At 44.5% G+C, this 22,340-nt stretch carries 16 protein-coding genes, 1 tRNA gene and 2 riboswitches; of the genes, 9 read left to right on the forward strand and 8 right to left on the reverse strand.

Annotated elements, in window-relative coordinates:
• Positions 1 to 41: 41 nt before the first annotated feature.
• Together MKY19_RS02340 and serS are read right to left on the reverse strand one after the other, a co-directional pair.
• Positions 42 to 7,835, reverse strand: a complete 7,794-nt coding sequence (locus tag MKY19_RS02340; protein ID WP_339800003.1) for a 5'-nucleotidase C-terminal domain-containing protein — start codon at positions 7,833 to 7,835, stop codon at positions 42 to 44.
• A 423-nt stretch (positions 7,836 to 8,258) separates the two neighbouring features.
• Positions 8,259 to 9,545, reverse strand: coding sequence for a serine--tRNA ligase (gene serS / locus MKY19_RS02345; protein WP_339800006.1), 1,287 nt, complete (start codon positions 9,543 to 9,545; stop codon positions 8,259 to 8,261).
• Between the two features lie 147 nt (positions 9,546 to 9,692).
• Between serS and MKY19_RS02350 the strand changes: the two genes are divergently transcribed.
• Both MKY19_RS02350 and ssuE read left to right on the forward strand, forming a co-directional pair.
• Positions 9,693 to 9,896: a hypothetical protein gene (locus tag MKY19_RS02350; RefSeq protein ID WP_339268453.1), complete on the forward strand. Its 204-nt coding sequence runs from the start codon at positions 9,693 to 9,695 to the stop codon at positions 9,894 to 9,896.
• A gap of 146 nt (positions 9,897 to 10,042) precedes the next feature.
• A complete protein-coding gene (ssuE, locus tag MKY19_RS02355; RefSeq protein WP_042184465.1) occupies positions 10,043 to 10,591 on the forward strand; it encodes an NADPH-dependent FMN reductase in 549 nt (182 codons plus the stop codon).
• 171 nt (positions 10,592 to 10,762) lie between these two features.
• Here the strand turns inward: ssuE and MKY19_RS02360 are convergent, their stop codons facing one another.
• The 4 genes from MKY19_RS02360 to MKY19_RS02375 form a co-directional block, all read right to left on the reverse strand.
• Positions 10,763 to 11,794, reverse strand: coding sequence for a ribonucleotide-diphosphate reductase subunit beta (locus tag MKY19_RS02360; RefSeq protein WP_339800010.1), 1,032 nt, complete (start codon positions 11,792 to 11,794; stop codon positions 10,763 to 10,765).
• A gap of 241 nt (positions 11,795 to 12,035) precedes the next feature.
• Positions 12,036 to 14,369 carry a ribonucleoside-diphosphate reductase subunit alpha gene (locus tag MKY19_RS02365; RefSeq protein ID WP_042184468.1) on the reverse strand — a complete coding sequence of 778 codons (2,334 nt, stop codon included), beginning with the start codon at positions 14,367 to 14,369 and terminating at the stop codon, positions 12,036 to 12,038.
• 55 nt (positions 14,370 to 14,424) lie between these two features.
• Complete coding sequence (nrdG, locus tag MKY19_RS02370) at positions 14,425 to 14,940, reverse strand: anaerobic ribonucleoside-triphosphate reductase activating protein (RefSeq protein ID WP_076285948.1); 516 nt, start codon at positions 14,938 to 14,940, stop codon at positions 14,425 to 14,427.
• Positions 14,937 to 16,922 (reverse strand): anaerobic ribonucleoside triphosphate reductase, encoded by a 1,986-nt coding sequence (locus MKY19_RS02375; RefSeq protein WP_076285947.1) that lies wholly within the window; start codon positions 16,920 to 16,922, stop codon positions 14,937 to 14,939. Before MKY19_RS02375 ends, nrdG begins: the two co-directional genes overlap by 4 nt.
• 216 nt (positions 16,923 to 17,138) lie before the next feature.
• A riboswitch (cobalamin riboswitch) is annotated at positions 17,139 to 17,374 on the reverse strand.
• A 374-nt stretch (positions 17,375 to 17,748) separates the two neighbouring features.
• On the opposite strand from MKY19_RS02375, the gene MKY19_RS02380 reads away from it, so the two are divergent.
• The 7 genes from MKY19_RS02380 to MKY19_RS02410 all read left to right on the forward strand — a co-directional run bounded on the left by MKY19_RS02380 (position 17,749) and on the right by MKY19_RS02410 (position 20,461).
• Entirely contained in the window at positions 17,749 to 18,057 is a 309-nt protein-coding gene (locus MKY19_RS02380; RefSeq protein WP_076285946.1) for an MTH1187 family thiamine-binding protein, read from the forward strand.
• Between the two features lie 95 nt (positions 18,058 to 18,152).
• A tRNA-Thr gene (locus tag MKY19_RS02385) sits at positions 18,153 to 18,224 on the forward strand.
• A 54-nt stretch (positions 18,225 to 18,278) separates the two neighbouring features.
• On the forward strand, positions 18,279 to 18,617 hold the full coding sequence (locus MKY19_RS02390) for an N-acetylmuramoyl-L-alanine amidase (RefSeq protein ID WP_339800016.1): 339 nt from the start codon (positions 18,279 to 18,281) through the stop codon (positions 18,615 to 18,617).
• Positions 18,618 to 18,745: 128 nt separating this feature from the next.
• Complete coding sequence (locus tag MKY19_RS02395; protein WP_042184478.1) at positions 18,746 to 18,976, forward strand: hypothetical protein; 231 nt, start codon at positions 18,746 to 18,748, stop codon at positions 18,974 to 18,976.
• Positions 18,977 to 19,154: 178 nt separating this feature from the next.
• Positions 19,155 to 19,310, forward strand: a complete 156-nt coding sequence (locus MKY19_RS02400; RefSeq protein WP_197071257.1) for a hypothetical protein — start codon at positions 19,155 to 19,157, stop codon at positions 19,308 to 19,310.
• Between the two features lie 30 nt (positions 19,311 to 19,340).
• Entirely contained in the window at positions 19,341 to 19,442 is a 102-nt protein-coding gene (locus tag MKY19_RS02405; RefSeq protein ID WP_197071258.1) for a sporulation protein YjcZ, read from the forward strand.
• Positions 19,443 to 19,918: 476 nt separating this feature from the next.
• The gene (locus MKY19_RS02410) at positions 19,919 to 20,461 is read left to right on the forward strand and encodes an NAD(P)H-dependent oxidoreductase (RefSeq protein ID WP_339800021.1); all 543 of its coding nucleotides are present in this window, start codon (positions 19,919 to 19,921) and stop codon (positions 20,459 to 20,461) included.
• Between the two features lie 64 nt (positions 20,462 to 20,525).
• Here the strand turns inward: MKY19_RS02410 and MKY19_RS02415 are convergent, their stop codons facing one another.
• Positions 20,526 to 20,900: a helix-turn-helix domain-containing protein gene (locus tag MKY19_RS02415; RefSeq protein WP_042184482.1), complete on the reverse strand. Its 375-nt coding sequence runs from the start codon at positions 20,898 to 20,900 to the stop codon at positions 20,526 to 20,528.
• A gap of 386 nt (positions 20,901 to 21,286) precedes the next feature.
• Positions 21,287 to 21,679: a hypothetical protein gene (locus tag MKY19_RS02420; protein ID WP_339800023.1), complete on the reverse strand. Its 393-nt coding sequence runs from the start codon at positions 21,677 to 21,679 to the stop codon at positions 21,287 to 21,289.
• 491 nt (positions 21,680 to 22,170) lie between these two features.
• Positions 22,171 to 22,261, forward strand: a riboswitch (cyclic di-GMP riboswitch).
• The last annotated feature ends 79 nt before the right edge of the window (positions 22,262 to 22,340 follow it).

Here is a 22,340-nt window from a genome sequence, read left to right on the forward strand (position 1 = left end):
CCTAGGAACCGCCTTTTTGTCCTCAGAGCTGTGAGCCTTTATTAATTGATGAACTGAAGAGATTTCAAGGTCTTCTCCAGCATCGTAACGGCTTCAGCACGAGTTGCCAGCTTTTGTGGAGCAAAGGAACCGTCTTTCGCTCCTTGAATGATGCCCTCAGCAGCGATTTCTGCTACTGCTGCTTGGGACCAAGCAGGAATGCTTGCTGCGTCACTGAATTTAGCTAGTGCTGCAGGATCGGCATTTAAGGTTTTGCCCGTGTACTTGATGGCTTTAGCTAATACAGAGGCCATTTCTTGCCGAGTGATCGGGCTACCTGGCTTAAAGCTGCCATCGGTATAACCAGAAATCAATTCGGCTTCTGCAGCAGTGCGAATAGCATCAGCATACCATGCGTTTGGATTTACATCCTTAAAAGTTGTCTCGCCACCGGTTGTCACAAGTCCAAGAGAACGCGTAATTAATGCTGCGAACTCAGCCCGTGTGATCGACTGTGAAGGAGAGAATGTATCGCTATTGGTTCCACTAACGATCAGTTTGGAAGCTAACAGATCAATGGACGCTTTAGCCCAGTGTCCGCTAATATCTCCGAACGTTTTGGAAGATTTAACAACGGTGTAATAGCTGTTGCTGTTCCGTTTAATCGTAACATCTGTTGTTCCATTAGCCTTAGGGGCAAATATCGCAGGCACGAAGGAAATCTTGCCTGTAGCAGGATCGAAGACGACTGCCGTTGCGTTATTTGAATTTAAGGAAGTAGGTACATTGATCGTCCGATTAACATAAGTACTGCCGAAGTTGTTCAGCGGTACACGCTTAGATCCGGCTACTGCTAAAACACTAAATTCGATTACTGGAGCAGCTAAAGTAGCATTACCTAGCTGTGAAGCGATAGCTTGGTTTGTGCTGCTTAGCGTTTTCGAATCCGCTAATAGAATGGATACTGTAATTGTAAAGTCGCTGGTGCCTAATTGAGCGGCAAGCGACACACTGTTTACAACACTGAGCGGCAAGGAATACGAAGCGCCATCAGTAGTAAGGGTAAGAATGGTGTTAGGCTGTGCAGCAGCTTGTTTTACAAGCACACTGCCTGGGAGTTCTACTTGAGCGCCGCCAGTAGTCGCTTTAACCGGAATAACCAGTTCATGTTTACCAGTTGGCAGTTCAGCAAGTTGTTTGGTCAGATCAGCAGCATCAATTGTTGTTACTTGCGGTGCAGCCGTTGGAACAGTCGTTGGTGTTGCTGTTGCTGTTGCTGTTGCTGTTGATGTTGATGTTGGAACTGTTGGTGATGTTGGCACTGGTGTTGGAGTTGGGGTTATCTCCGGCAATGGTGCACCTTTCAGATCCACAATCCGTCCCTCAACAGCGGAAGTGTTCGCAGTGACAGTTCCAACTTCTTTAAGATACTTCGTAAATACATCAAAGTCCGGCAGATACAGCAGATTCACACGGCCTTCTTTATAGGCCTTCTCAAGGGAAGTATAGAAATCTCCACCTTTAGCTGTGAAAGCATTAGTAGCTACTTCATAAGATGCTTTTAGATCTAGAGGAACGTATTTGTCTCCGTTCTTCACTTCGATACGTAATACACGTTCGTTCACAGGCTTCGTGGAGTCATAATAGAATTTCAACCCTGCAACATGCGGGAAACGTCCGTCTGCTGCTGGAGTTTTGGAAACCCCATTCTCCATGGCATCCTTAATTTCTTGTCCGGTCAAAGTGATCGTAACCAGATCGTTGTTGAAAGGAAGTACTCCGAGTACTTCACCTTGTGTAATCGGTCCTTCATTGATAGATTCGCGAATACCGCCACCATTTTGCAGGGCGATTACGGCATTAGTGCCAGCTTTCTTGGCTGCAAAAAGCATACCATCGGCAATCAGATTACCAAGGTTAGTTTCCTTTGTACGAACATTATCACGAACGCCGTTTAGAACAACCTCTGAGTTTCCTACTACCTCATTGCTCAGTTCTAGAATACCTGGCTTATAGTCGGTATCCAGGATCTTTTTAGCTTCAGGATCTTCTGCGATTACGTAGTTAGCGCCGTTCTTAGCGTCGATGGAGATTAATTGGTCTTTCCAATTTGTCAGTATGCCATCTTTGTTAAATTTAACTTCAAGCTGACCAAGGAAAAGTCCTTTTTCACCAGTTTGTACGATAAGCTTCGGTGCATTAGGATCGCTGTTATCTACAACCGCTTGATCTAATTGCGTGTGGCTGTGACCACCGACAATAATATCAATGCCATTAACCGCTTTGGCTAACTTGAGATCCTCTTCGTAGCCAAGGTGTGAGAGAACAATAATCTTGTTAATCTTTTCTTTTTGCAGCATAGCGACAGTTTCTGTTGCCTTCACTACAGCATTCTCAAAAGTCACTTTACCTGGTGAAGCAATATTCGCTGTATCTTCTGTCGTCAGACCAATGATACCAACCTGTTCGCCGTCTACTTCTTTAATCAGAGCAGGGTAGATGGTTGCCGCATTACCCGATCGACCAATTTCGTTGGTGAACATTTTGCTTAGAATATCATCTGCAGAGAAATTCACATTAGATGAGACAAAAGGGAACTTAGCGTTGCCGATAAATTTGGAAAGGGTATCAGAATCTTTATCAAATTCATGATTACCGAAAGTCATAGCGTCATATTTGACCAGATTCATAAAGGTCAGATCTGCTTGACCCAGATACTTGTTGAAGTAGAGTGTTCCGGAGAACACATCACCCGCATCGAGAAGAATAGGGTTTTCTGTAGTCGCCTTAGCATTTTTGATTGCCGTTACACGGCGTAGAATGTTATTTGGTGAGCTTACAGTATCTAGTCCTGCATGCGTATCGTTGGTGTGTAGAACTGTTAATGGGAAGTCTTCAGTTGTCTCCGGCAGTGGTGCACCTTTCAGATCCACAATCCGGCCCTCAACAGCGGAAGTGTTCGCAGTGACAGTTCCAACTTCTTTAAGGTACTTCGTAAATACATCAAAGTCCGGCAGATACAGTAGATTCACCCGGCCTTCTTTATAGGCCTTCTCAAGGGAAGTATAGAAATCTCCACCTTTAGCTGTGAAAGCATTAGTAGCTACTTCATAAGATGCTTTTAGATCTAGAGGAACGTATTTGTCTCCGTTCTTCACTTCGATACGTAATACACGTTCGTTCACAGGCTTCGTGGAGTCATAATAGAATTTCAACCCTGCAACATGCGGGAAACGTCCGTCTGCTGCTGGAGTTTTGGAAACCCCATTCTCCATGGCATCCTTAATTTCTTGTCCGGTCAAAGTGATCGTAACCAGATCGTTGTTGAAAGGAAGTACTCCGAGTACTTCACCTTGTGTAATCGGTCCTTCATTGATAGATTCGCGAATACCGCCACCATTTTGCAGGGCGATTACGGCATTAGTGCCAGCTTTCTTGGCTGCAAAAAGCATACCATCGGCAATCAGGTTACCGAGATTGGTTTCCTTTGTGCGAACATCGTTACGAACGCCGTTCAGGACAACCTCTGAGTTTCCTACTACCTCGTTGGTTAGCTCTAGAATACCTGGCTTATAGTCGGTATCCAGGATCTTTTTAGCTTCAGGATCTTCTGCGATAACGTAGTTAGCGCCGTTCTTAGCGTCGATGGAGATTAATTGGTCTTTCCAATCTGTCAGTACGCCATCTTTGTTAAATTTAACTTCAAGCTGACCAAGGAAGAGTCCTTTTTCACCAGTTTGTACAATAAGCTTCGGTGCATTAGGATCGCTGTTATCTACAACCGCTTGATCTAATTGCGTATGGCTGTGACCACCGACAATAATATCAATGCCATTAACCGCTTTGGCTAACTTGAGATCCTCTTCGTAGCCAAGGTGTGAGAGAACAATAATCTTGTTAATCTTTTCTTTTTGCAGCATAGCGACAGTTTCTGTTGCCTTCACTACAGCATTCTCAAAAGTTACTTTACCTGGTGAAGCAATGTTGGCAGTATCTTCTGTCGTCAGACCAATGATACCAACCTGTTCTCCGTCAACTTCTTTGATTAGAGCAGGGTAGATGGTTGCCGCATTACCCGATCGACCAATTTCGTTGGTGAACATTTTGCTTAGAATATCATCTGCAGAGAAATTCACATTAGATGAGACAAAAGGGAACTTAGCGTTGCCGATAAATTTGGAAAGCGTATCAGAATCTTTATCAAATTCATGATTACCGAAAGTCATAGCGTCATATTTGACCAGATTCATAAAGGTCAGATCTGCTTGACCCAGATACTTGTTGAAGTAGAGTGTTCCGGAGAACACATCACCCGCATCGAGAAGAATAGGGTTTTCTGTAGTCGCCTTAGCATTTTTGATTGCTGTTACACGGCGCAAGATGTTGTTTGGTGAGCTTACAGTATCTAGTCCTGCATGCGTATCGTTGGTGTGTAGAACTGTTAATGGGAAGTCTTCAGCAGTACTAAAATCAATCTGTGCTACAACCGCATCATGATCGGATACCCGACCTTTCGATGGAGAGAAGTCGGCATTTAGATGGACGACATCTACTTTGGAAGAAGCCGTTAGATTTTTACTGACAAGAATATGATCCAGTACTTGAGAGTTTCCGTCATAGGTGTACGTATACTGCTCATTTAAAGGCAATGTGTCGATCAAATTGTCCAGCTCTGTACCTTTTAAAATAGTTGCAGTTTTAGTGAATTGGAAATCATTCAAATCGCCAAGAGCTACGACATTGGCTTCAGGATTTGCAGTTAGAACCTCTTTGACAAATCCGTTTACGACCGCCGCAATTTTATGACGTTGTGTTTCACTGGACAATACCGGTGGCTGAACGTTCCCGAAAGGACCATTATCGCCGCCTTTTGAATTGAAATGGTTTGCGATCACGATCACTTTTTCGCCGCCGAAAATAAATTGTGCAGCAAGTGGTTTACGTGAACTAGCAAATGCAGCATTCGTTGGATCAATTCGTCCCGGATTGTAAGTCAGCTTGTCTGTCGCTGCATCATAAGCAACGGATTGCGTAGATGTACCTTTTTGACCGTTTACACTATCCGCAAGCTGTACTCTTGCTGGGTTGTACAAGAAGCCTACGCGAATGTTTCCGCCTGGAGCACCACCATCCTGATTGTTGACTGGAGCGATGTCTGTGTATTTATATACAGGACCGCCTGCAGTTTCAATAGCCTTAATCAGTTCGTCAGCACTTGCTTCAGTGATTCCATTGTTGGTTTCACCATTGCTATCCTGCATTTCGACCACGCCGATAATGTCAGGCTTTTTCATATTATTCGTGATGGAGTCGGCAAGTTTCTGGATTTTTGTTGCTCCGACGCCTGGGTAGAAGTTCTCAATGTTGTATGAAGCGATTAATAGCTTGTCCTCATTAACCTCAAGAGTAGTTGTTTCTTGTTTAAAAGTACTTGGGGTAATGGTTGGCAGCTTACCGTTCTCCGGAATTACTTTGAAATTGCCATTGTTGTATCCGATGACCCCTGTAACATCTCCAGCGAACTTATCTCCGGTGATGACTTCTTGACCCGGATTTCCATAAGCAATGATAAGGCGCTGAGGATTGAATTGGTTATATTCTTTTAGAACTAGTCCACCAGCTGGTGTGATGACATCAGGAGTATCATTTTCTACTCTTGTAGGGATGTTATAAAGCATGGAATTTCCGCTACCACTTGTCCAGTAAGGACTAATAATCGTAGGGGTAGGGAGTTTTACAAGCATACCTTCTAACGATTCATAAAAATCTATGGCATCTTCACTAGGTTCAAAATCAGCCATGCTGTCATTATCAATGATGGAAGAAGGAATAGCTCTTCCACCTTTGCCAAGTACGATAGGTTCAGGCACAGTATAACTAGAAGAGGAATCTACTGTTAGTGATGTCATATTAATTTGAGTGGAGGTTAGATTGCTCGCACTTCCTTCGTTATACTCGGAAACGACTCCATTAACGCGCACTAAATCTCCAACTTTAGGTTTAAGGGATGCATTTGTGCTGTAAACGAAAATACCTTCCGATGTGTTCACATTATTGTCCGGCTGAGGGTCCTGCATAAAGAAACCTCTATAAGCGCCAGTTGCGAATGTGTATCCGTATTGGGTAACGATACCTTCTACGTCAGTAACGTTCTGACCTACATACTCAGAGGCATGAGATTCTCCTTGAATATCATGTATACGAGGGAGATCAGAAGCTTTATAAGCAAAGGTATACACCTTACTTGTCTTACCATCTGCTACGACAATTGCATTAATGGTAAGATCTTTACTAACTGTAATTGGATCTGAATAAAGCTTGCTTGCTGCTGTCGGTTCAGTTCCGTCGGTCGTGTAATGAATTTGTGCTCCAAGGGTAGGGCTGGATAGGGTCACAGCACTTCCTTTAATGATGCGACCTGCACCAGGGCTCGCCATTACAGAAAAGGTTTCTTCCACCAAAGCGTTTTCGTTAAGTGGAATGAATTGATAAGTTGTATTATATTGCTCGATAACCCCAGTGATACTATCAAAGGTTGCACCCTTTACTAGTTTAGGCAGGGTTGAGAAAATTGTGAATTGTTGTCCGCCTTGACTTGCAGTCACTGTATTTCCATTTACATTATCTATAGTGACATTATTCATAATTACCAGCTGAGCTTCATGGTTTTCGCCGTTGGCTGCAGACAAGTCGGTTGCTGTAATCAATTTAGGTGCGGGTACACCTACATCACTCGCAACGACAGAGTATTGAAGTCCGCTTTGGAGTTTGAGCTCTTGCAGGTTGCTGTAGATATCCATCTCGCCACTAACTGCAACACGATCTCCAACGTTTGCGAACTCTGGGAATCCATAAAGTACGATCCCACCGGTTCCATCCTGAATATACATTTTTGCTGCGTTAATGTGAGTTACGATACCTTCTGTTGAAATATTCTGACCTTTATTACCAAGGCGTGCTGTTGCGACGTCTGTTTTGGTCAGAATCGTGTAGTCAAAAGTTGTTATTGCGCTGTTTGGCATATTTGGTTCTGAAGCATACGCCTTAATCGTAGTGTCCTCAGTTAAGGTGATAGGCCCTGTGTAAGGTTGGAAATCAGTTGAACCACCTGATCCATAAACAGCTGAATAGACGGATGCTCCAACTGTCGGAGAGTTCAGAGAAATTTCAGTGCCTACCGGCCAGGCATTAGCGGCTGGTGAAGCTACTACGGAGCTAGCTGTCTCTGGTGCTTTACCATAACTACTATTGCGTGGACTTGCTGCTTGAACAACAAAATCCGCAACGTTGTTATCCGTATCTAGACCACGGCTATCAGCTGGTGCACCAGCTGCGGCTTTACGAATAGCGGCTGTCGCGTTGGTGAGAGCAGGGGTTGGAGTTCCCTCAACACCTGTAGCTGTACCATAGCCAACTAAATCTATCGTATTATTCGATGGGTCAACCAAGTCGACTTTACCGTTTGTCCCACTCATAGCTAGGATACCTGCGGCATCAGGAGTAGGTAGTGCAGCAATTCCTCCTGTTCCTGCAGCCTCTTGGACGAGGTAGTATCCATTTGCAGGAATAGTTCCTGTTAATTCTGTTCCGCTGCTAAAGGTTCCAGTTGCGGAAGTATACCGAACTTTCCATCCAGTCAAGACTACTGGTTTGTTGGTAGGATTGTATAATTCAATAAAATCATTCTTAAACTCTGCTCCGCTGTTTCCACCACCGCCATAGACTTGTGAGATAACAACATTGCTATTATCCGGTGCTGCCTCGGCAGTCTGAATAGCTGGTAGCACACTGCCGACAAGCATTAACATTGCCAGTCCACTAGCCCACCATTTCCTTACTCTTGAAGAAATAATCATTTGGATAAGTATTCTCCCCTCAAATCTTTTATTAGAAACCTACTAAATCTTATCATTCAAATGTAAAATGAAAGGTTGGTTTGCATTAATATAAATTAAAGGTTCTATAAATTAAAATAAAAAGTTATTGTTTTCGCATAAGAATAGGGGCTGAAAATAGTGCATAAATACAATAATCCTTAAAATCTAGTGTTTATTGGATGATGAATAGTCCCATATATAAATTAATTTTTATAGTTGAATTATCAAAGGCTTACAACAAATGTATTCTATACTTCTGTTAAATTTTACATTTGAATAACAATAGAGTAGGAGTTATTGGGCTCGGCTATTCGGGAGGTCTTAGAACAAAAAAATGCCTATTCAGCTTCTTGTTGAGAAGTGAGTAGGCATTATATTTTAAATTTACTTGGATAAAACAGACTACTGTTGTGGAAGTTCTAGCCGCTCTAATCCGTCCATATATTTGCGCAGCGCCTGAGGGATGTAGATAGAACCATCTTCTTGCTGGTGATTCTCCAGCAGCGGGATCAGAATTCTTGGCGTAGCCACTGCGGTGTTATTTAAGGTATGGCAGTATTGTAAGCGACCGTCCGCATCCCGATAGCGGATGCCCGAACGGCGAGCTTGGAAATTGAGTAGATTAGAAGCCGAATGGGTCTCACCGTATGCGCCTCTGCTAGGCATCCATGTCTCGATGTCATACTGCTTATGCGTCTTCAAGGACATATCCCCTGTACAGACAGCCATGACTCGATAGGGGAGCTCTAAGAGCTGAAGAATGTGCTCGGCATTCGCGAGGATCTCGTGAAGCATATGGTCCGAGACACCTTCGTCATTTCGGCATAAGATGACTTGCTCAATCTTCGAGAACTGATGTACGCGGTACAGCCCGCGCACATCTCGCCCCGCTGATCCAACTTCACGGCGGAAGCAAGTCGACATTCCGGCTAATCGCATGGGTGTGTCGAGCTCTACAATCTCGTCGCTGTAGAGTGAAACTAGCGACACTTCAGATGTGCCTACCAGCCAGCGATTATCTCCGCTGAGCTCGTACGTCTGATCCATCCCACCCGGGAAGAATCCGGTTCGCTCCAACGCTTCAGGGCGGACAATCACAGGAACATCCATCACGGTGAATCCGCGTGCAGTGAGCACATCTAGGGCAAGTCTTTGTACAGCGAGATGTAACATCAGGCCGACTCCTTTGAGCACATAGCTGCGAGGACCGCCTGCTTTGACGCCACGGGGAATATCAATAATATCGTGGAGTTCACCTAGCTCCACATGATCACGATGCGCAAAGCCGAATTCCGGCACCGCTCCGTTCAACCGCAGTTCTACATTATCGTTATCATCGTTGCCGATGGGTGTATCCTGCGACACCGGATTCGGTGCGAGCAGCATGAGCTCTCTACAGCGGCGTTCAGCCTCGTTCAGATCAGCTTCCAGCAGGTTCAGCCGATGATTGAGTTCTCGTACCTGTGCCTTGACGATCTCTCCAGCAGGGCGGTCACCCTGCCGTAATAATCGTTCAACCTCTTTAGTTAGCCCATTACGTTCGGCTCTCATTTGTTCTGTTTCTTGTCGCAGGCTTCGGCGCTTTTCATCCCATTCCAGCAATTCATCCAGTGGGAAGTCAATTCTTTTCCATGTGGCAGTGTTTCTTACAAGTTCCTGATTATCCTTGATCCAGTTCATTTCCAGCATATCGCTCGCTCCTTTTTGTTTAAAAGATAAGAGAGTGTAAGTTTCACACTTCACTTTATCCTTCTATTTCTCGCACAAACACTTACCGTCCTTATAAGGACGCCGAAGGTATTTATGCTTGAAAAAACGCAAAAAACGCCCTCATCCATGGGACGAGGAGCGTCAGCTCGCGGTGCCACCCAGGTTGATCGAATCTCCTTAACAGCAGGAAAGAATTCGACCCTCTTTGGTCTTCGCAGTAACGGGCGAAACCCGGTGAACTTAGGGAGTCATTATAGGCTCCGGTCGCAGACGCCTCACGGTTGGATGCCGGTCATTGGCCTGATTGTTGGATTTAATATTGTTGCTTAGTATATCGTAAGAGTGGGATGAACGCAAGCGTTTATGGTTTGACAATAAGATCTAATCTGCGATAGGATTAATATTAATTTAAAGTATTCCTGTCGGGATAAATATTTGCAGTGTGAGCTGCTTAATAGGATGAAAGAGGTGGAGAAGTGGCTAAAATTGTTGTGATTAACGGAACGCCTTCCTTGGTATCGCGCATCAATGCAGTTATAGAGTATGCGGAGGCAAGCTTAACGGATCAGGGCTTTGAGGTTGAGCGTATTAACGTAGCAGAGCTGCCAGCGGAAGATTTGATTCATACCAAGTTTGAGAGTGATTCTATCGTCAAAGCGAACGGCCTTGTAGCCGAAGCGGATGCGGTAATCGTGGTTAGCCCGGTTTATAAAGCCTCTTATACAGGCGTGTTGAAGACCTTCTTGGATCTAGTTCCACAAAAGGGATTGGCAGGCAAAATCGTACTCCCGCTCTTCATGGGCGGCAGTCTTGCACATCTACTTACGATTGATTATGCTTTGAAGCCTGTATTGTCTGTACTCGGTGCACGTTACATTCTTGGTGGAGTGTATGCCGTGGATTCTCAGGTGGTTCGTAATGATCACGGAGTGGTAGAGCTTGCTGAGGAGTTGAAGCTGCGTCTGAATGATGCGTTAGCTGAGCTTGCAGAAGAAACTACACATCGTGTGGAACGCAAGGCTTAAGACTAAGTAGCTAGCATTCTGTTTCGTATGGATTCATACCAACTATATAAGCGTCTCATTCATACCTGATCCAAGGGGTGAAGAGACGCTTTTTGCTATAGTAAAAAGGCCATCTCACTGTGAAAGTAGAGAATGGCCTCTTTTTTATATAGGGTTCGTTATAATCCGGTCTTACAAATCGTCGAATCCGTTATCGTCGCCAACCTTACCGTAGTTACGGGACTTAGCTTCGAAGAAGTCGGTTTTGGTGGCATTAAGCGCATCATCGGAGAAAGGTTTGATCCAAGGCATGCAGTTAACATCAACGCCTTGGTAGGCTTTTTCCATACCCATCAAGGTTAAGCGCTTGTTCGCTGTATATTTGATGTAGTCACTAAGCTCGTTAAGATCAATACCGCGGACATTAGTAAGGGTGTAGTAAGCCCAGTTGGTTTCAAGCTCTACCGCGCGGTCGATCGTACGATACACGTAATCCATGTTCTCTTTAGTGTTCAACTCAGGGAAATCTACAAGCAGCTGCTTAAATACTTCTGCGAAGAAATAGCAGTGCTGGTTCTCGTCACGTTGGATATAAGAGATCATTTGGCTGGTCGCCATCATCTTTTGGTCACGGGCCAGATTGTAAAAGAAGGCGAAGGTGCTGTAGAAGAAAATTCCTTCCAAGATGAGATCCGCTACCAGTGCATGGAAAAAGGTTTGTCTCGTAGGGTTATCACGGAACTTTTGATAAATATCAGAGATAAACTGATTGCGTTCCAGCAGGACAGGGTCTTTTTTCCAATATTCAAAAATTTCTTTCTGCTCACTTTCCGACACGATAGAGGAAAGAACATAGGAATAGGATTGGTTATGCACCACTTCTTGTTGTCCGATAATGGCAGAGATAGCTTCTAGAGAAGAGTCAGTAAAATAACGCTTCACGTCGCTTACGAACATCGTCTGCATCGAGTCTAACACGGCGAGCAGGGAGATGTTGATCTTAAATACGCGTTGCTCCTCAGCATCGAGCATAGGGAATTGTTGCGCATCTTTGGACATTGGGATTTCATCCGCGATCCAGTGATTAAGCAGCAGCACCTTGTACAGCTTGTACATATGCGGCATGCGAATATCGTTCCAGTTCAGAATACCTGAGCACTCACCGTCGATGATGCGTGTGGATTGGTTGGGTGCTTCAGTGTTAAAAATCTTTTGTAGTTGCATTTATTTTCCCTCCATTTTTTTGCGCGGGTAATTCGTCTTGTCTGATCTTTAATTAAATGAGGTTGATGAAGTAACGGAGAGAAAGTTTGGAGCTGTAGGAGCGATAGCGTTCGCCTTTATCCTCGGATTTCTACCGCGAAGACGGTATAGATCAAGAAATCTGAGGATAACAGCGACCGGAAGCCCAAACATTGCTCGCAGTTACGATTAAATCACCGAATTTTTTAAAGCAGTAAGACTCTTAGCTAGCGCAAGAATCACACTCTTCTATTGTCAAAGCACGGCTACGCACATAATAAGTTGATTTCAATCCGCCCTTCCAGGCGTTCAGATGCAGCTCAAGGAACTCGGTAGCCTTGATGTCAGGACGAACATACAGGTTGAAACTTTGACCTTGATCGACGTGACGCTGACGAGCAGAAGCCATGCGGATCGACCAGTTTTGGTCAATTGTAAACGCAGTTTTATAGTACCAAATCGTCTTGTCGGACAGATCTGGTGCTGGGTTAGCGATCTTGTAAGTTGTTTTCTCTTCATAGGAAAGCAGTTCATACAAAGGATCAATGCTGGCTGTGGAGCCGGCAATAATCGATGTGGAGCCGTTCGGTGCAATCGCGAACATCCATGCGTTACGAACACCGTCTTTAGCCACTTCTTCTTGCAGCTCGCGCCATTGTTCAGTGGTAACATATTTACCTTCTTGTTCACCGCTAACGTAGCCACGTGAAGTGAAGTATGCACCTGTCTCCCAATCGGAACCGGCGAACTTCGGATAACGGCCTTTTTCACGGGCAAGCTCCATGCTCGAACGTACCAACAGGTAGTTGATGTGTTCATACAAATGGTTGTTATATTCTACGGCTTCATCAGATTCCCAACGAATGCCCTTGAGTGCCAATAGGTGATGCAAGCCGAATGTGCCGAGACCCACTGCGCGGTATTGGCTGTTCGTGTATTGTGCTTGCAGAACTTCAATATTATTAATGTCGATTACGTTGTCCAGCATACGTACTTGGATAGGTACAAGTCTTTCCAGCACACCAGCTGGAATCGCACGTGCCAAGTGAATCGAATTCAGGTTGCAGACTACGAAATCGCCAGGGATTTTGGAGATAACAATCCTGGTCTTGCCATCTTTGGTTACTAATTCTTCCTGTTCAATAACGGTAGCGGATTGATTCTGCATAATTTCTGTGCACAGGTTGGAAGAGAAGACCATACCTTGGTGACGGTTCGGGTTCGTCCGGTTAACCGTATCACGGTAGAACATATATGGAGTACCTGTTTCAAGCTGTGATTTCATAATCCGTTTCATGATGTCGATCGCAGGAACGGTAATACGGGACAATTCCAAATTGGCTGTAGCTTCAGCATATTTTTCACGGAAAGTGCCCTTACCAAGCTCTTCATCGTAGAAGTCTTCCAGACCAAGCGGACGACCGTTCTCATCCGTCCAGCCCATAACCTTCTTCACTTCATGTGGGCAGAAGAGGTTCCAGTGGCTGCGTGATTCAACGGCTTCCATGAACAAGTCCGGCAGGGTTACACCGTGGAATACGTCATGTGCACGCATACGCTCGTCACCATTATTTAGTTTAAGATCGAGGAAAGCGAGAATATCTTTATGGAATACATCAAGGTAGACAGCGACAGCACCTTTACGTGTTCCGAGCTGGTCTACACTGACTGCTGTATTGTTCAATTGGCGAATCCAAGGAATTACGCCGGAGCTAGTGTTCTTATGGCCACGGATATCCGAACCACGTGCCCGTACTTTACCAAGGTAGACGCCGATACCGCCACCCATTTTGCTAAGGCGCGCTACGTCTGTATTGGAATCAAAGATACCCTCTAGGGAATCGTCTACCGTATCAATGAAGCAGCTGGATAGCTGTCCAGCGACCTTTTTGCCGGCATTGGACATTGTAGGGGTAGCAGCTGTCATGTAGATGTTGCTCATAGCCCAGTAAGCTTCTTTTACAAGCTCAAGACGTTTCTCAGCTGGCTCACGGTGCATGAGGTACATGGCGATAATCATGTAACGTTCTTGCGGAAGCTCCATTACACGGCCGTCAAAATCATGCGCCAAATAACGGTCGGATAGCGTAAGCAGACCGATATAGTCAAACAAAAGATCGCGTGTATAATCGATACACCCACCTAGTTCGATAATTTGTTCTTTGGTGTAATGACTTAGAAGCTCTTCACGATAGATTCCTTTTTTTACGAGATCCGTAATTAGCGGGTACAGCTCACCGTAAGGCTCTTCTGGATAAGCTTTATAGCGGCGATGAACGGCTGCTTTTTTATAAAGGGTAGTCAGAAGGGCACGGGCAGCTGCAAACTTCCAAGTAGGCTCTTCTTTCGTTACAAGCTCTAGAGCACTCATGGTGAAGGCATTGCTAATTTCTTCTCCGCTTACGGAGTCACGACGCAGTTTGGAAATTACTCCCCGCAGCAATGTTTCTTTATTTAGTTGATCAAGACCTTCTAAGATACGGTCGGCGTATACGGAAAGGCGCTTCTCATCAAAAGCCAGTTGGCGATTATCTGGTTTTACTACGAATTGTGGCATGGTTATTTCATCCCTTCTTATTTTGGATTAATTTTGAATATCAAAAATTGATATATTATAGCGCAGTAGGCTGCCACAGAAAGACCTCCGAGCCGTTCGTACTGGCCGGAATGTCGATTATGCGTTGGTTAGAGCTTCCTCGGTAAGGAAGTGTAGTATCTTTCAATTCTTCTATAAAACGTCCATCAATTAATACCTGACACTGTGTAAGTAGATTCCACTCCGGCGAACCGGGAAGGGCGGTTAGTTCCTCATACGTATAACCACTGTAAATCCAGATGGGGAAGCCAGGGAGCACGGCGCGAAGCTCATGAATGAACCCAAGTACCTCTTCTGCCGAGAAAAAAGGATCGCCGCCTGCCAGTGTTAGACCATCCAGCAAAGGGTTAGCGGCGATTTCTGCAATGATTTCATGTTGACGTTCTAAGGTGAAGACTTCTCCATATTTAAAGTTCCATGTCTCGGGATTAAAGCATCCCGGGCAACGATGACGGCAGCCGCTGATGAAGAGGACGGCCCGCATGCCCTCTCCCTCGTTAATCGACTCCGGATAGTATCCGCAAATATTCATAGATGCTTAACGCGATCCCGTACTTCGGCTTGTTTGGCGGCATTGAAGCGGGTCTGATAGTCGCCAGTTAAATAACCTGTAACTCTGCGCAAACGACGGATGTGCACGTCATTCTCATGTGCGTTGCAGGAAGGACAGTTTGTCCCAATTACGCCTTCGTATCCGCAGCTGGAGCAGCGGTCAATCGGATGGTTAATGCTGAAGTAGCTGACCTGTTGTTCTAGTGCATATTTAATGATTTTGATAAAAGCAGATGGATTGCTGCGGGCATTGCCATTTAATTCGACATAAGAAATAGCCCCGGCATTGCAGTATTCATGGAAAGGAGCTTCCAAGCTGATCTTCTGAGCAGCACCTAGATCGTAGTATACAGGGATGTGGAAAGAGTTCGTATAATACTCACGGTCAGTTACGCCCGGAATAGAACCCAGTACCTTGCGATCAATCTTGGTGAATTTGCCGGACAGGCCCTCTGCTGGTGTTGCGAACAAGGTAATGTTGAGATTAAGTTCCTCACTTTTAAGGTCGCAATACTCCCGCATGTGACGCACGATAGCCACAGCCTTGGCATGGACTTCCATATCCTCGCCATGGTGTTTGCCGTACATGGCTTTCATGCATTCCGCCATACCGATGAAGCCAAGCGACAGACTACCATGCTTCAGCAGTTCGCCTACAGAGTCTTCAGGAGCGAGATTTTCGCCGCCTTCCCAGACGCCTTCTCGCATCATGAAATCGGATGCTTTAGCTTTTTGCGCGCTTTGGATGTGGAACCGATGAAGAAGTCCTTCCAGCGCAATATCCATATAGTGATTTAGATCCTCATAGAAGCCAGCTTCGTCTGCGACGGTACGTCGGCCTGTTACTGTGCCGTGTGCTAGACCGAGCCGAACCAGATTCAGTGTATTAAAGGAAAGGTTGCCCTTCCCGGAGCAATGATTACGCCCAAAACGGTCACCGAGCACTCGGGTGCGGCAGCCCATTGTAGCAAATTCCGTATCAGGATCACTTGGATCATAATACTGCAAGTTTAGCGGAGCGTCCAGATTAGCGAAGTTCGGATATAGTCTGCGTGCAGAACATTCCGCCGCTTTTAAGAACAATTCATAGTTAGGATCGCCTTGCTGTTGATTGACTCCTTGCTTGCATTTGAAGATTTGAATCGGGAACACAGGTGTTTCTCCGCTGCCAAGTCCGTTCATCGTTGCTGTTAGCAGGGAGCTGATCACAAGCTGACCTTCTGGTGAAGTACAAGTACCATAATTGATGCTGGTAAACGGAATTTGCCCACCGGATCGGCTGGACATGGTGTTGAGATTATGTACCATACTTTCAGCCGCTTGCAGGGTTTCGATTTCGGTTTCCTTTAGTGCAAAACGAAATGCTTTTGGATATAACTCCGCCAGATCGGTCCGGCTCATTGTAATCTCGCCCAAAGAATCATTAGCTTGTCCCTCATCAAAATAATCCAGACCCTTGCGGAACAGCTTAGCGAAGGATTTGGTTACATAAGGTGCCAGATCATAGTCGAGCTTATTGGCGGATACGCCGCCATATTGAGCATTTTGCTGGGATTGAAAAATAATTGCTACCAGTGACATAGCTGTCATTATGGAGTTCGGAGGACGAACACTGCCGTTGCCGGTGTTGAAGCCTTCGCGGAGAAGCTTATCAAACGGGATAAAAATGCAGTTAGTCGTTCCGATTGCGTATTGATCCAGATCATGCACATAGACGACATTGTCATCAATGGCTTGCACTAGCTGCGGCGGCATCGTAAAGTTGCGGGCGTACCATTTTGAATATTCACTGCCGAACTTGCTCATTTTACCGGAGAAACTCTCTCCGTTCAAATTGGCATTCTCGCGCAGCAGGTCCAAATCCCGGCTGTCGATAATATCGCGTCCTAAATCAATGAGCTCTTCTAAAAGAACTTCTCGTGCATTTGTTGTACCGTTAAATTGTCTCTCCAACAACGTCATTGTATAGCTCTCCTCTCAGTCTATCGTCCTATCATTAAGAAGTGGGGCCGCATAAGCGGCCGTATATTCATTGTGATCTCATAAAAAAAGCATCCTCTAGCGAGGATGGCAGAAAATGCCCGATGCGTTATGTAAATATCCACACAGATATTTGTAGTGGCCTCTAAGAAGATGACCGCATGCGGACACCGTTCCTGTTCCTCGCAGGCACTCATAGTTGGTGTCGTCGAAACAGGCAGGTCTCCTGGCTTCCGTAGGACCTCTCAGCGCCTTCCCAAGGGGGCTCTTACCCCTCAGTGGCTTCTGCTAGGAGATCTGCCCATCTTAAGCTTCTAAAAGCTTGTAAGGGGCATCCGGTTACAGTGGCGGGACCGCAGCGGATTTTCACCGTACTTCCCTATTAAGCTCTAATTCCGATAAAGGATCAAAGCGCCTGTCTCCACTATATTTTGTTGTCGTTAGATAAAAATAACCCAAGATGTTGTGTTTGTAAACAGTTTTTTAGAAAACCCGCGCGGGGAGCGGGTTCTTCAAAAGTACTCCACAAATGATCCACAGGCTGTCCATAAGTAATCCACAATTGATCCACAGGCATATAAAAAATGATTCATAAATTGTCCGAAAAGATGCCACAAAGAGTCCATAAATGTAGTGCAGATGACCCTAGAATTCATGTTAGAAAAAATACTTGTGGCGAAAGTCATATTTCGGAGAATTTTGGGGAAAGAAGAAGGGGCATAATAAAGCTGAGATCATTTGTGGGAGAGCGGTGGTGTTGTTACAATAGAAGGAGACACATACTTTAAAATTCCGAGGAGGTATTCCCATGCCTATTGCTGAAGTAACCGTTATTCCGATTGGAACAGGTAGTACGAGCCTTAGCAGCTATGTTGCGGATATGCAGCGAGTGCTGAAGACGGTAGAAGGGATTACTTATGAGCTTACATCCATGGGTACAATCATCGAAGGGCCTCTTCAGCGTATTTTTGCTGCAGTCGAAGCGCTGCACGAGTCTCCTTTTGCCGCAGGTGCAGAGCGTGTCTCTACCTCACTTAAAATAGACGACCGCCGCGATAAACCCTCCACTAGCCGTGGAAAGCTGGAGTCTGTGGAGCGTAAACTACAGGTGGAATAGCAGTTCGGGAGAGTAGGGAAATAGGGAGAAATAGGCTTGCGTTTCTGGCTGAAAGTTGTATAATATTTTTTGTTTGACAGAAAAATCGGCCTTAAGCTGGTGTAGCTCAGGGGTAGAGCAACGCACTCGTAATGCGTAGGCCGGGGGTTCAATTCCCTTCACCAGCATCCCAAAAAACCATATTTGGCGCGGATTCTTGAAGTTTGGGGAGTCGCGCTTTTTTGTTTCTTCTACCATTCTTCTACCGAAAGAGTGTCTTTTCCGCTTGTAATGGAGTCCCCAACGACCGGGGCCAAAAGGCAAAAAACCTGCACGTGGTGCGTGAGAGCAACATGCCTGCAGTACTCACGGAGAATTTATTTTTGGATGTGGCAACCGACGCTGCCAAACTCAAAAAAGATGTGGTTATCCAAGCAATCATTGATAGCCATGTGATCGGGATTGCAAAGTACCTAGGGCTGAAAAAGAAGGAAACAGCGAATCAGGGCAACAATGACAATAAAGTGGTAGTACTCGTAAACGGCAAGAAAGAGCAAGTAAGAGCAAGTAAGAGCAAGTAAGACAGTTAACCTTACAAAGTGAACTGGAAAGTTAATTTGTCGAGCCGGAAGTTTTGGGCGCTGCTGGCCGTTACCGGCGTAACCTCTCATCATAAAATAAAGTAATACGAGCGAGGGGGAGTTTCCTGATGGATGCTTATTGCAGCTGCTTGCGCTACATGAATAGAAGAGTGCGGATTCTGACTAAAGATGGTAGACAGCACGTAGGCGTAATTACAAATGTGGACAGAAATAATGTTTACTTAAGAACGGAACATAACGGATCTGTGCACACTTCAGCTTTTTTTGGTAATCCTTTTGCTACAAATGACATCTTAACCTTGAGTTTGTTCACTCTGCTGGCTATAGCCCTTATTTAAAAAATCATAAAACCGGGAAAAACCGCCCACTGGCTTCGGCTGGTGGGTATTTTTTTGTTTTTTACGAAATGTCGGATCCCGCAACAGGCCTACTATTTTCGTTTCTTTTTTACCCAAGCACCGATACAAATCCCGCATATCTTAGTTTTGTATCCAATTAAAAAGGAGGAATTGACAAATGGGCGAAGTACGTGGAGAACGTTGTTGCGGCGTTGGTGAACGTGAACGTGAACGTGAACCTGAACGTTTTGTTGGTGGAGCCTTTACATCCACAGGGGCAATCTTAGTGCTCTTTATCCTACTGGTCATCATTACAAAAGCTTGTATATTTTAAATTGTATTCAATTACAAAGGAGGAGTTAAAATGGGCGAATTCGCAGGAGGATATGGTGGCTTTACTTCTACCGCCGCAATTCTGGTTCTGTTTATCTTGTTGGTAATCATCTCTAAGACTTTGTTTATTTAAGTTTCAAACCTCCCAATATAGCTGCACCTTATTAAATCCGCCAGTACTCATGCTGGTGGATTTTTTTCATACATAATCAAAGACGCACCCTGTCAACCTTAAGTGGTAGTCGAGTATCCCAAATGGATTATGTTGAAATTATGCGGAAGTACCGTACCCTGCCAGTAATGGTGGGGTATTTCTTTGCGTTCAGGCAAATTTTTTTATCAGTGATATAGAGTTCATACACATAACGTTACATCCGTCTAACCTTTACTCAAGTAAAATGGCGGAATGACCCAGTCTCTCTTGTGTGATATTTGGGTGTACACCGAAGACGAGATTCGCCCCGAAGACTATACATCAATCATACGTGCAGGCAGGTTGCAGTGCTTACCTTTAGGTAAGTACGTGAACTAAAAGTGCATACTTACGCGATGGCATAGTGGGAGGTATACTCAAGTCCTAAATCTGATTCAAACATGGAGGATACACCAATGAAAACACTTATTGTCGTCACGCACCCAAACATCGAAACATCCGTCGTTAATAAACGCTGGATCGAAGAACTCCGTAAATATCCAGACAAATATACGGTGCACGAGCTGTACAAAGCCTATCCCGATGAAAAAATCAACGTGGAAAAGGAACAACAGCTGATTGAAGCGCATGATAAGCTCGTCTTACAATTCCCTGTCTACTGGTTTAGTAGTCCACCTCTGCTTAAAAAGTGGTTGGACGAAGTATTTACTTACGGATGGGCATATGGTTCGAAGAGTGATAAATTAAGAAATCGAAAAATCGCATTAGCTGTAACTGCCGGAGGAAGTGAAAAAGACTTTAGTGAAGAAGGTAAACTCGGCTACGGGCTTGACCGTATTTTATCTCCCTTTGACACGACTTTTTTGTACTGCAACGCTGATTATCGTTCCTTCTATGCCATTTATGGCACGGAATCTGAGACGGTAGGAAGTACGGATTACTTGAAGAAATTGGATGTCAGTTCGCAAGGCTATGTTGAATTTATCGAAAATATGTAATTAGAATTGAAACAAAAAGCAGCATTTTCATTAATGGAAATGCTGCTTTTGTCATAAGTTGTCGTTAAATCGTAAAAGGTATGGTTATCTCTTGCGCGGCTGGAACGAAGTTTTTCTCTCCCCAAGTGCACATCATATCCAGCACCGGAATAAGCGATTGGCCCTTCTCGGTCAAGGAATACTCAACTTTAGGGGGGATCTGGGGGAATTCCTCGCGCCTGACGAGACAGTCGGCTTCCAGTTCTTTCAACATAACGCTTAACGTCTTAAAAGGTATTGTGCCGATACCCCGTTGCAGTTCATTGAACCGCACGATCTTGTTTTCAGAGAGATAGTAGAGAATAGTCATTTTATATTTACCACTAATGATAGACAAGGTGTAGCCAAAGCTAGTGTCCTTCTGCTGAATGCCAGGTGGTATACAGATTTCATCACTCATGGGCTATTACCCTCCTTCAGAAAATATTCAACGAAAAGGCAAACGCCTGTTGTCGCTCCGTACTCAGGTCCCGACTTTATTATGTTTTACAACCTGCTATCAAGTCATCCTGTGAGAACGAATTCACTATATCATTTTGAAACAATTTGTTCAAAGCACTCGTGGCTAACTATCAAGCGGATAGCCTAAGCGACGAATTGAAGTTTTTTAATGTAATTTTCATGTGAGCATCATCTTATTTTCAGGTTCAAGGTATATATTGAAGTCACCAAACACCCCCCAGTGTTTTGTGGTATAAATCTCTCAGGTCTTGCCAACTCCCATGGTAAGGCCTATTTTTTTGTTCGCTAATTAAATGGGGGAGGGGGGGCAACTTCTTCGCTACTTCACTTAATCTGATATTGCTCTTCATAGCTCTTAAAAGATGAAATATCCAGACCGAGATATCTGCGCATATGAATGGCAGCTTGGGCAGCGACAATGTCGTTTAACAGCAGCATTCGTTCATGGTATCCACGACATATAAATTTGGCTTCTATCCCCGTGTTAAGTTTGTTCTGCTCATAAACCTTGATTCCCCGTTTTCTCATCTCTGAACGAATATCTCTTAGATCTGTTGTAGCAACTGCTGCGGCTGTTTCAAGAACCTCCAGATAGGGGGTGGGTGTTCGTAAATGTGCAGATAGAATGGCGGAGTCCCGTTCGAAAGCTGATAAAATCATCGGAAGCAATAAATAAGATTTCACCAGCATGTTGTCCCTGCTTTCAGCTCTATTCATGAATCTCATCACCTCTAATGGGAACGTATATTCGTATTCTACCCCGATATTCCAAAAATAATCAATGGTATTTCTAAACAGCTAGTCCAATGTGATTGAATTCACAACTAAATTAGAAGGAATAAAATATATTAAAATTGTAATAATAAAAAATAATGCTTCAGACTTATATAAAGGGAGAATTAGGATGAATGAGGAAGGAAGTCTCCGCCGTGGAATGGTATTTGGTTTGATTCTAAGTATTCCATTATGGATATCGATATTAGGCTATATAAAGTTACTTTATAATTGAAGGAAAACCTTTGTGTGAAGCGCCTTTAGGCGCTTTTTTTGTGCTTGCTTACACGTATGAATATCAAAAGGAATTGATTGACAATTGTGGGGATGGAGCGCTAAACTATTATTAGTTCAAAAGTATTAAAAGTCATAGACTATTATTTAATAGGATGCTTAAAATGCTAGTTCTAATCTGCAAGTCAATACATATATTATCATGATAATAGCAAACCGCCTGAAAGGGTGGGACGCAAAGTCCAGGAGTCTAAAGTGTCTTAAATGCGCTATGACCGTCCGACTGCCATGAGAAGGGAATTCCACTTCTTTTTTGGCGGTCTTTTTTGTTGTTAGGTCTTTTAGAGTTTCTGGTAATTATTCTGATTAA

The organism is Paenibacillus sp. FSL R5-0744 (assembly GCF_037972555.1).
In the GTDB taxonomy this organism is placed as follows: domain Bacteria; phylum Bacillota; class Bacilli; order Paenibacillales; family Paenibacillaceae; genus Paenibacillus_AQ.

Coding starts and splice junctions, on each gene's coding strand:
- MKY19_RS02340 (WP_339800003.1), bottom strand. CDS start 7,835: ATGATTATTTCTTCAAGAGTAAGGAAATGGTGGGCTAGTGGACTGGCA.
- serS (WP_339800006.1), bottom strand. CDS start 9,545: ATGCTGGAAATGAACTGGATCAAGGATAATCAGGAACTTGTAAGAAAC.
- MKY19_RS02350 (WP_339268453.1), top strand. CDS start 9,693: ATGGGACGAGGAGCGTCAGCTCGCGGTGCCACCCAGGTTGATCGAATC.
- MKY19_RS02360 (WP_339800010.1), bottom strand. CDS start 11,794: ATGCAACTACAAAAGATTTTTAACACTGAAGCACCCAACCAATCCACA.
- MKY19_RS02365 (WP_042184468.1), bottom strand. CDS start 14,369: ATGCCACAATTCGTAGTAAAACCAGATAATCGCCAACTGGCTTTTGAT.
- nrdG (WP_076285948.1), bottom strand. CDS start 14,940: ATGAATATTTGCGGATACTATCCGGAGTCGATTAACGAGGGAGAGGGC.
- MKY19_RS02375 (WP_076285947.1), bottom strand. CDS start 16,922: ATGACGTTGTTGGAGAGACAATTTAACGGTACAACAAATGCACGAGAA.
- MKY19_RS02380 (WP_076285946.1), top strand. CDS start 17,749: ATGCCTATTGCTGAAGTAACCGTTATTCCGATTGGAACAGGTAGTACG.
- MKY19_RS02395 (WP_042184478.1), top strand. CDS start 18,746: ATGGATGCTTATTGCAGCTGCTTGCGCTACATGAATAGAAGAGTGCGG.
- MKY19_RS02400 (WP_197071257.1), top strand. CDS start 19,155: ATGGGCGAAGTACGTGGAGAACGTTGTTGCGGCGTTGGTGAACGTGAA.
- MKY19_RS02405 (WP_197071258.1), top strand. CDS start 19,341: ATGGGCGAATTCGCAGGAGGATATGGTGGCTTTACTTCTACCGCCGCA.
- MKY19_RS02410 (WP_339800021.1), top strand. CDS start 19,919: ATGAAAACACTTATTGTCGTCACGCACCCAAACATCGAAACATCCGTC.
- MKY19_RS02415 (WP_042184482.1), bottom strand. CDS start 20,900: ATGAGTGATGAAATCTGTATACCACCTGGCATTCAGCAGAAGGACACT.
- MKY19_RS02420 (WP_339800023.1), bottom strand. CDS start 21,679: ATGAATAGAGCTGAAAGCAGGGACAACATGCTGGTGAAATCTTATTTA.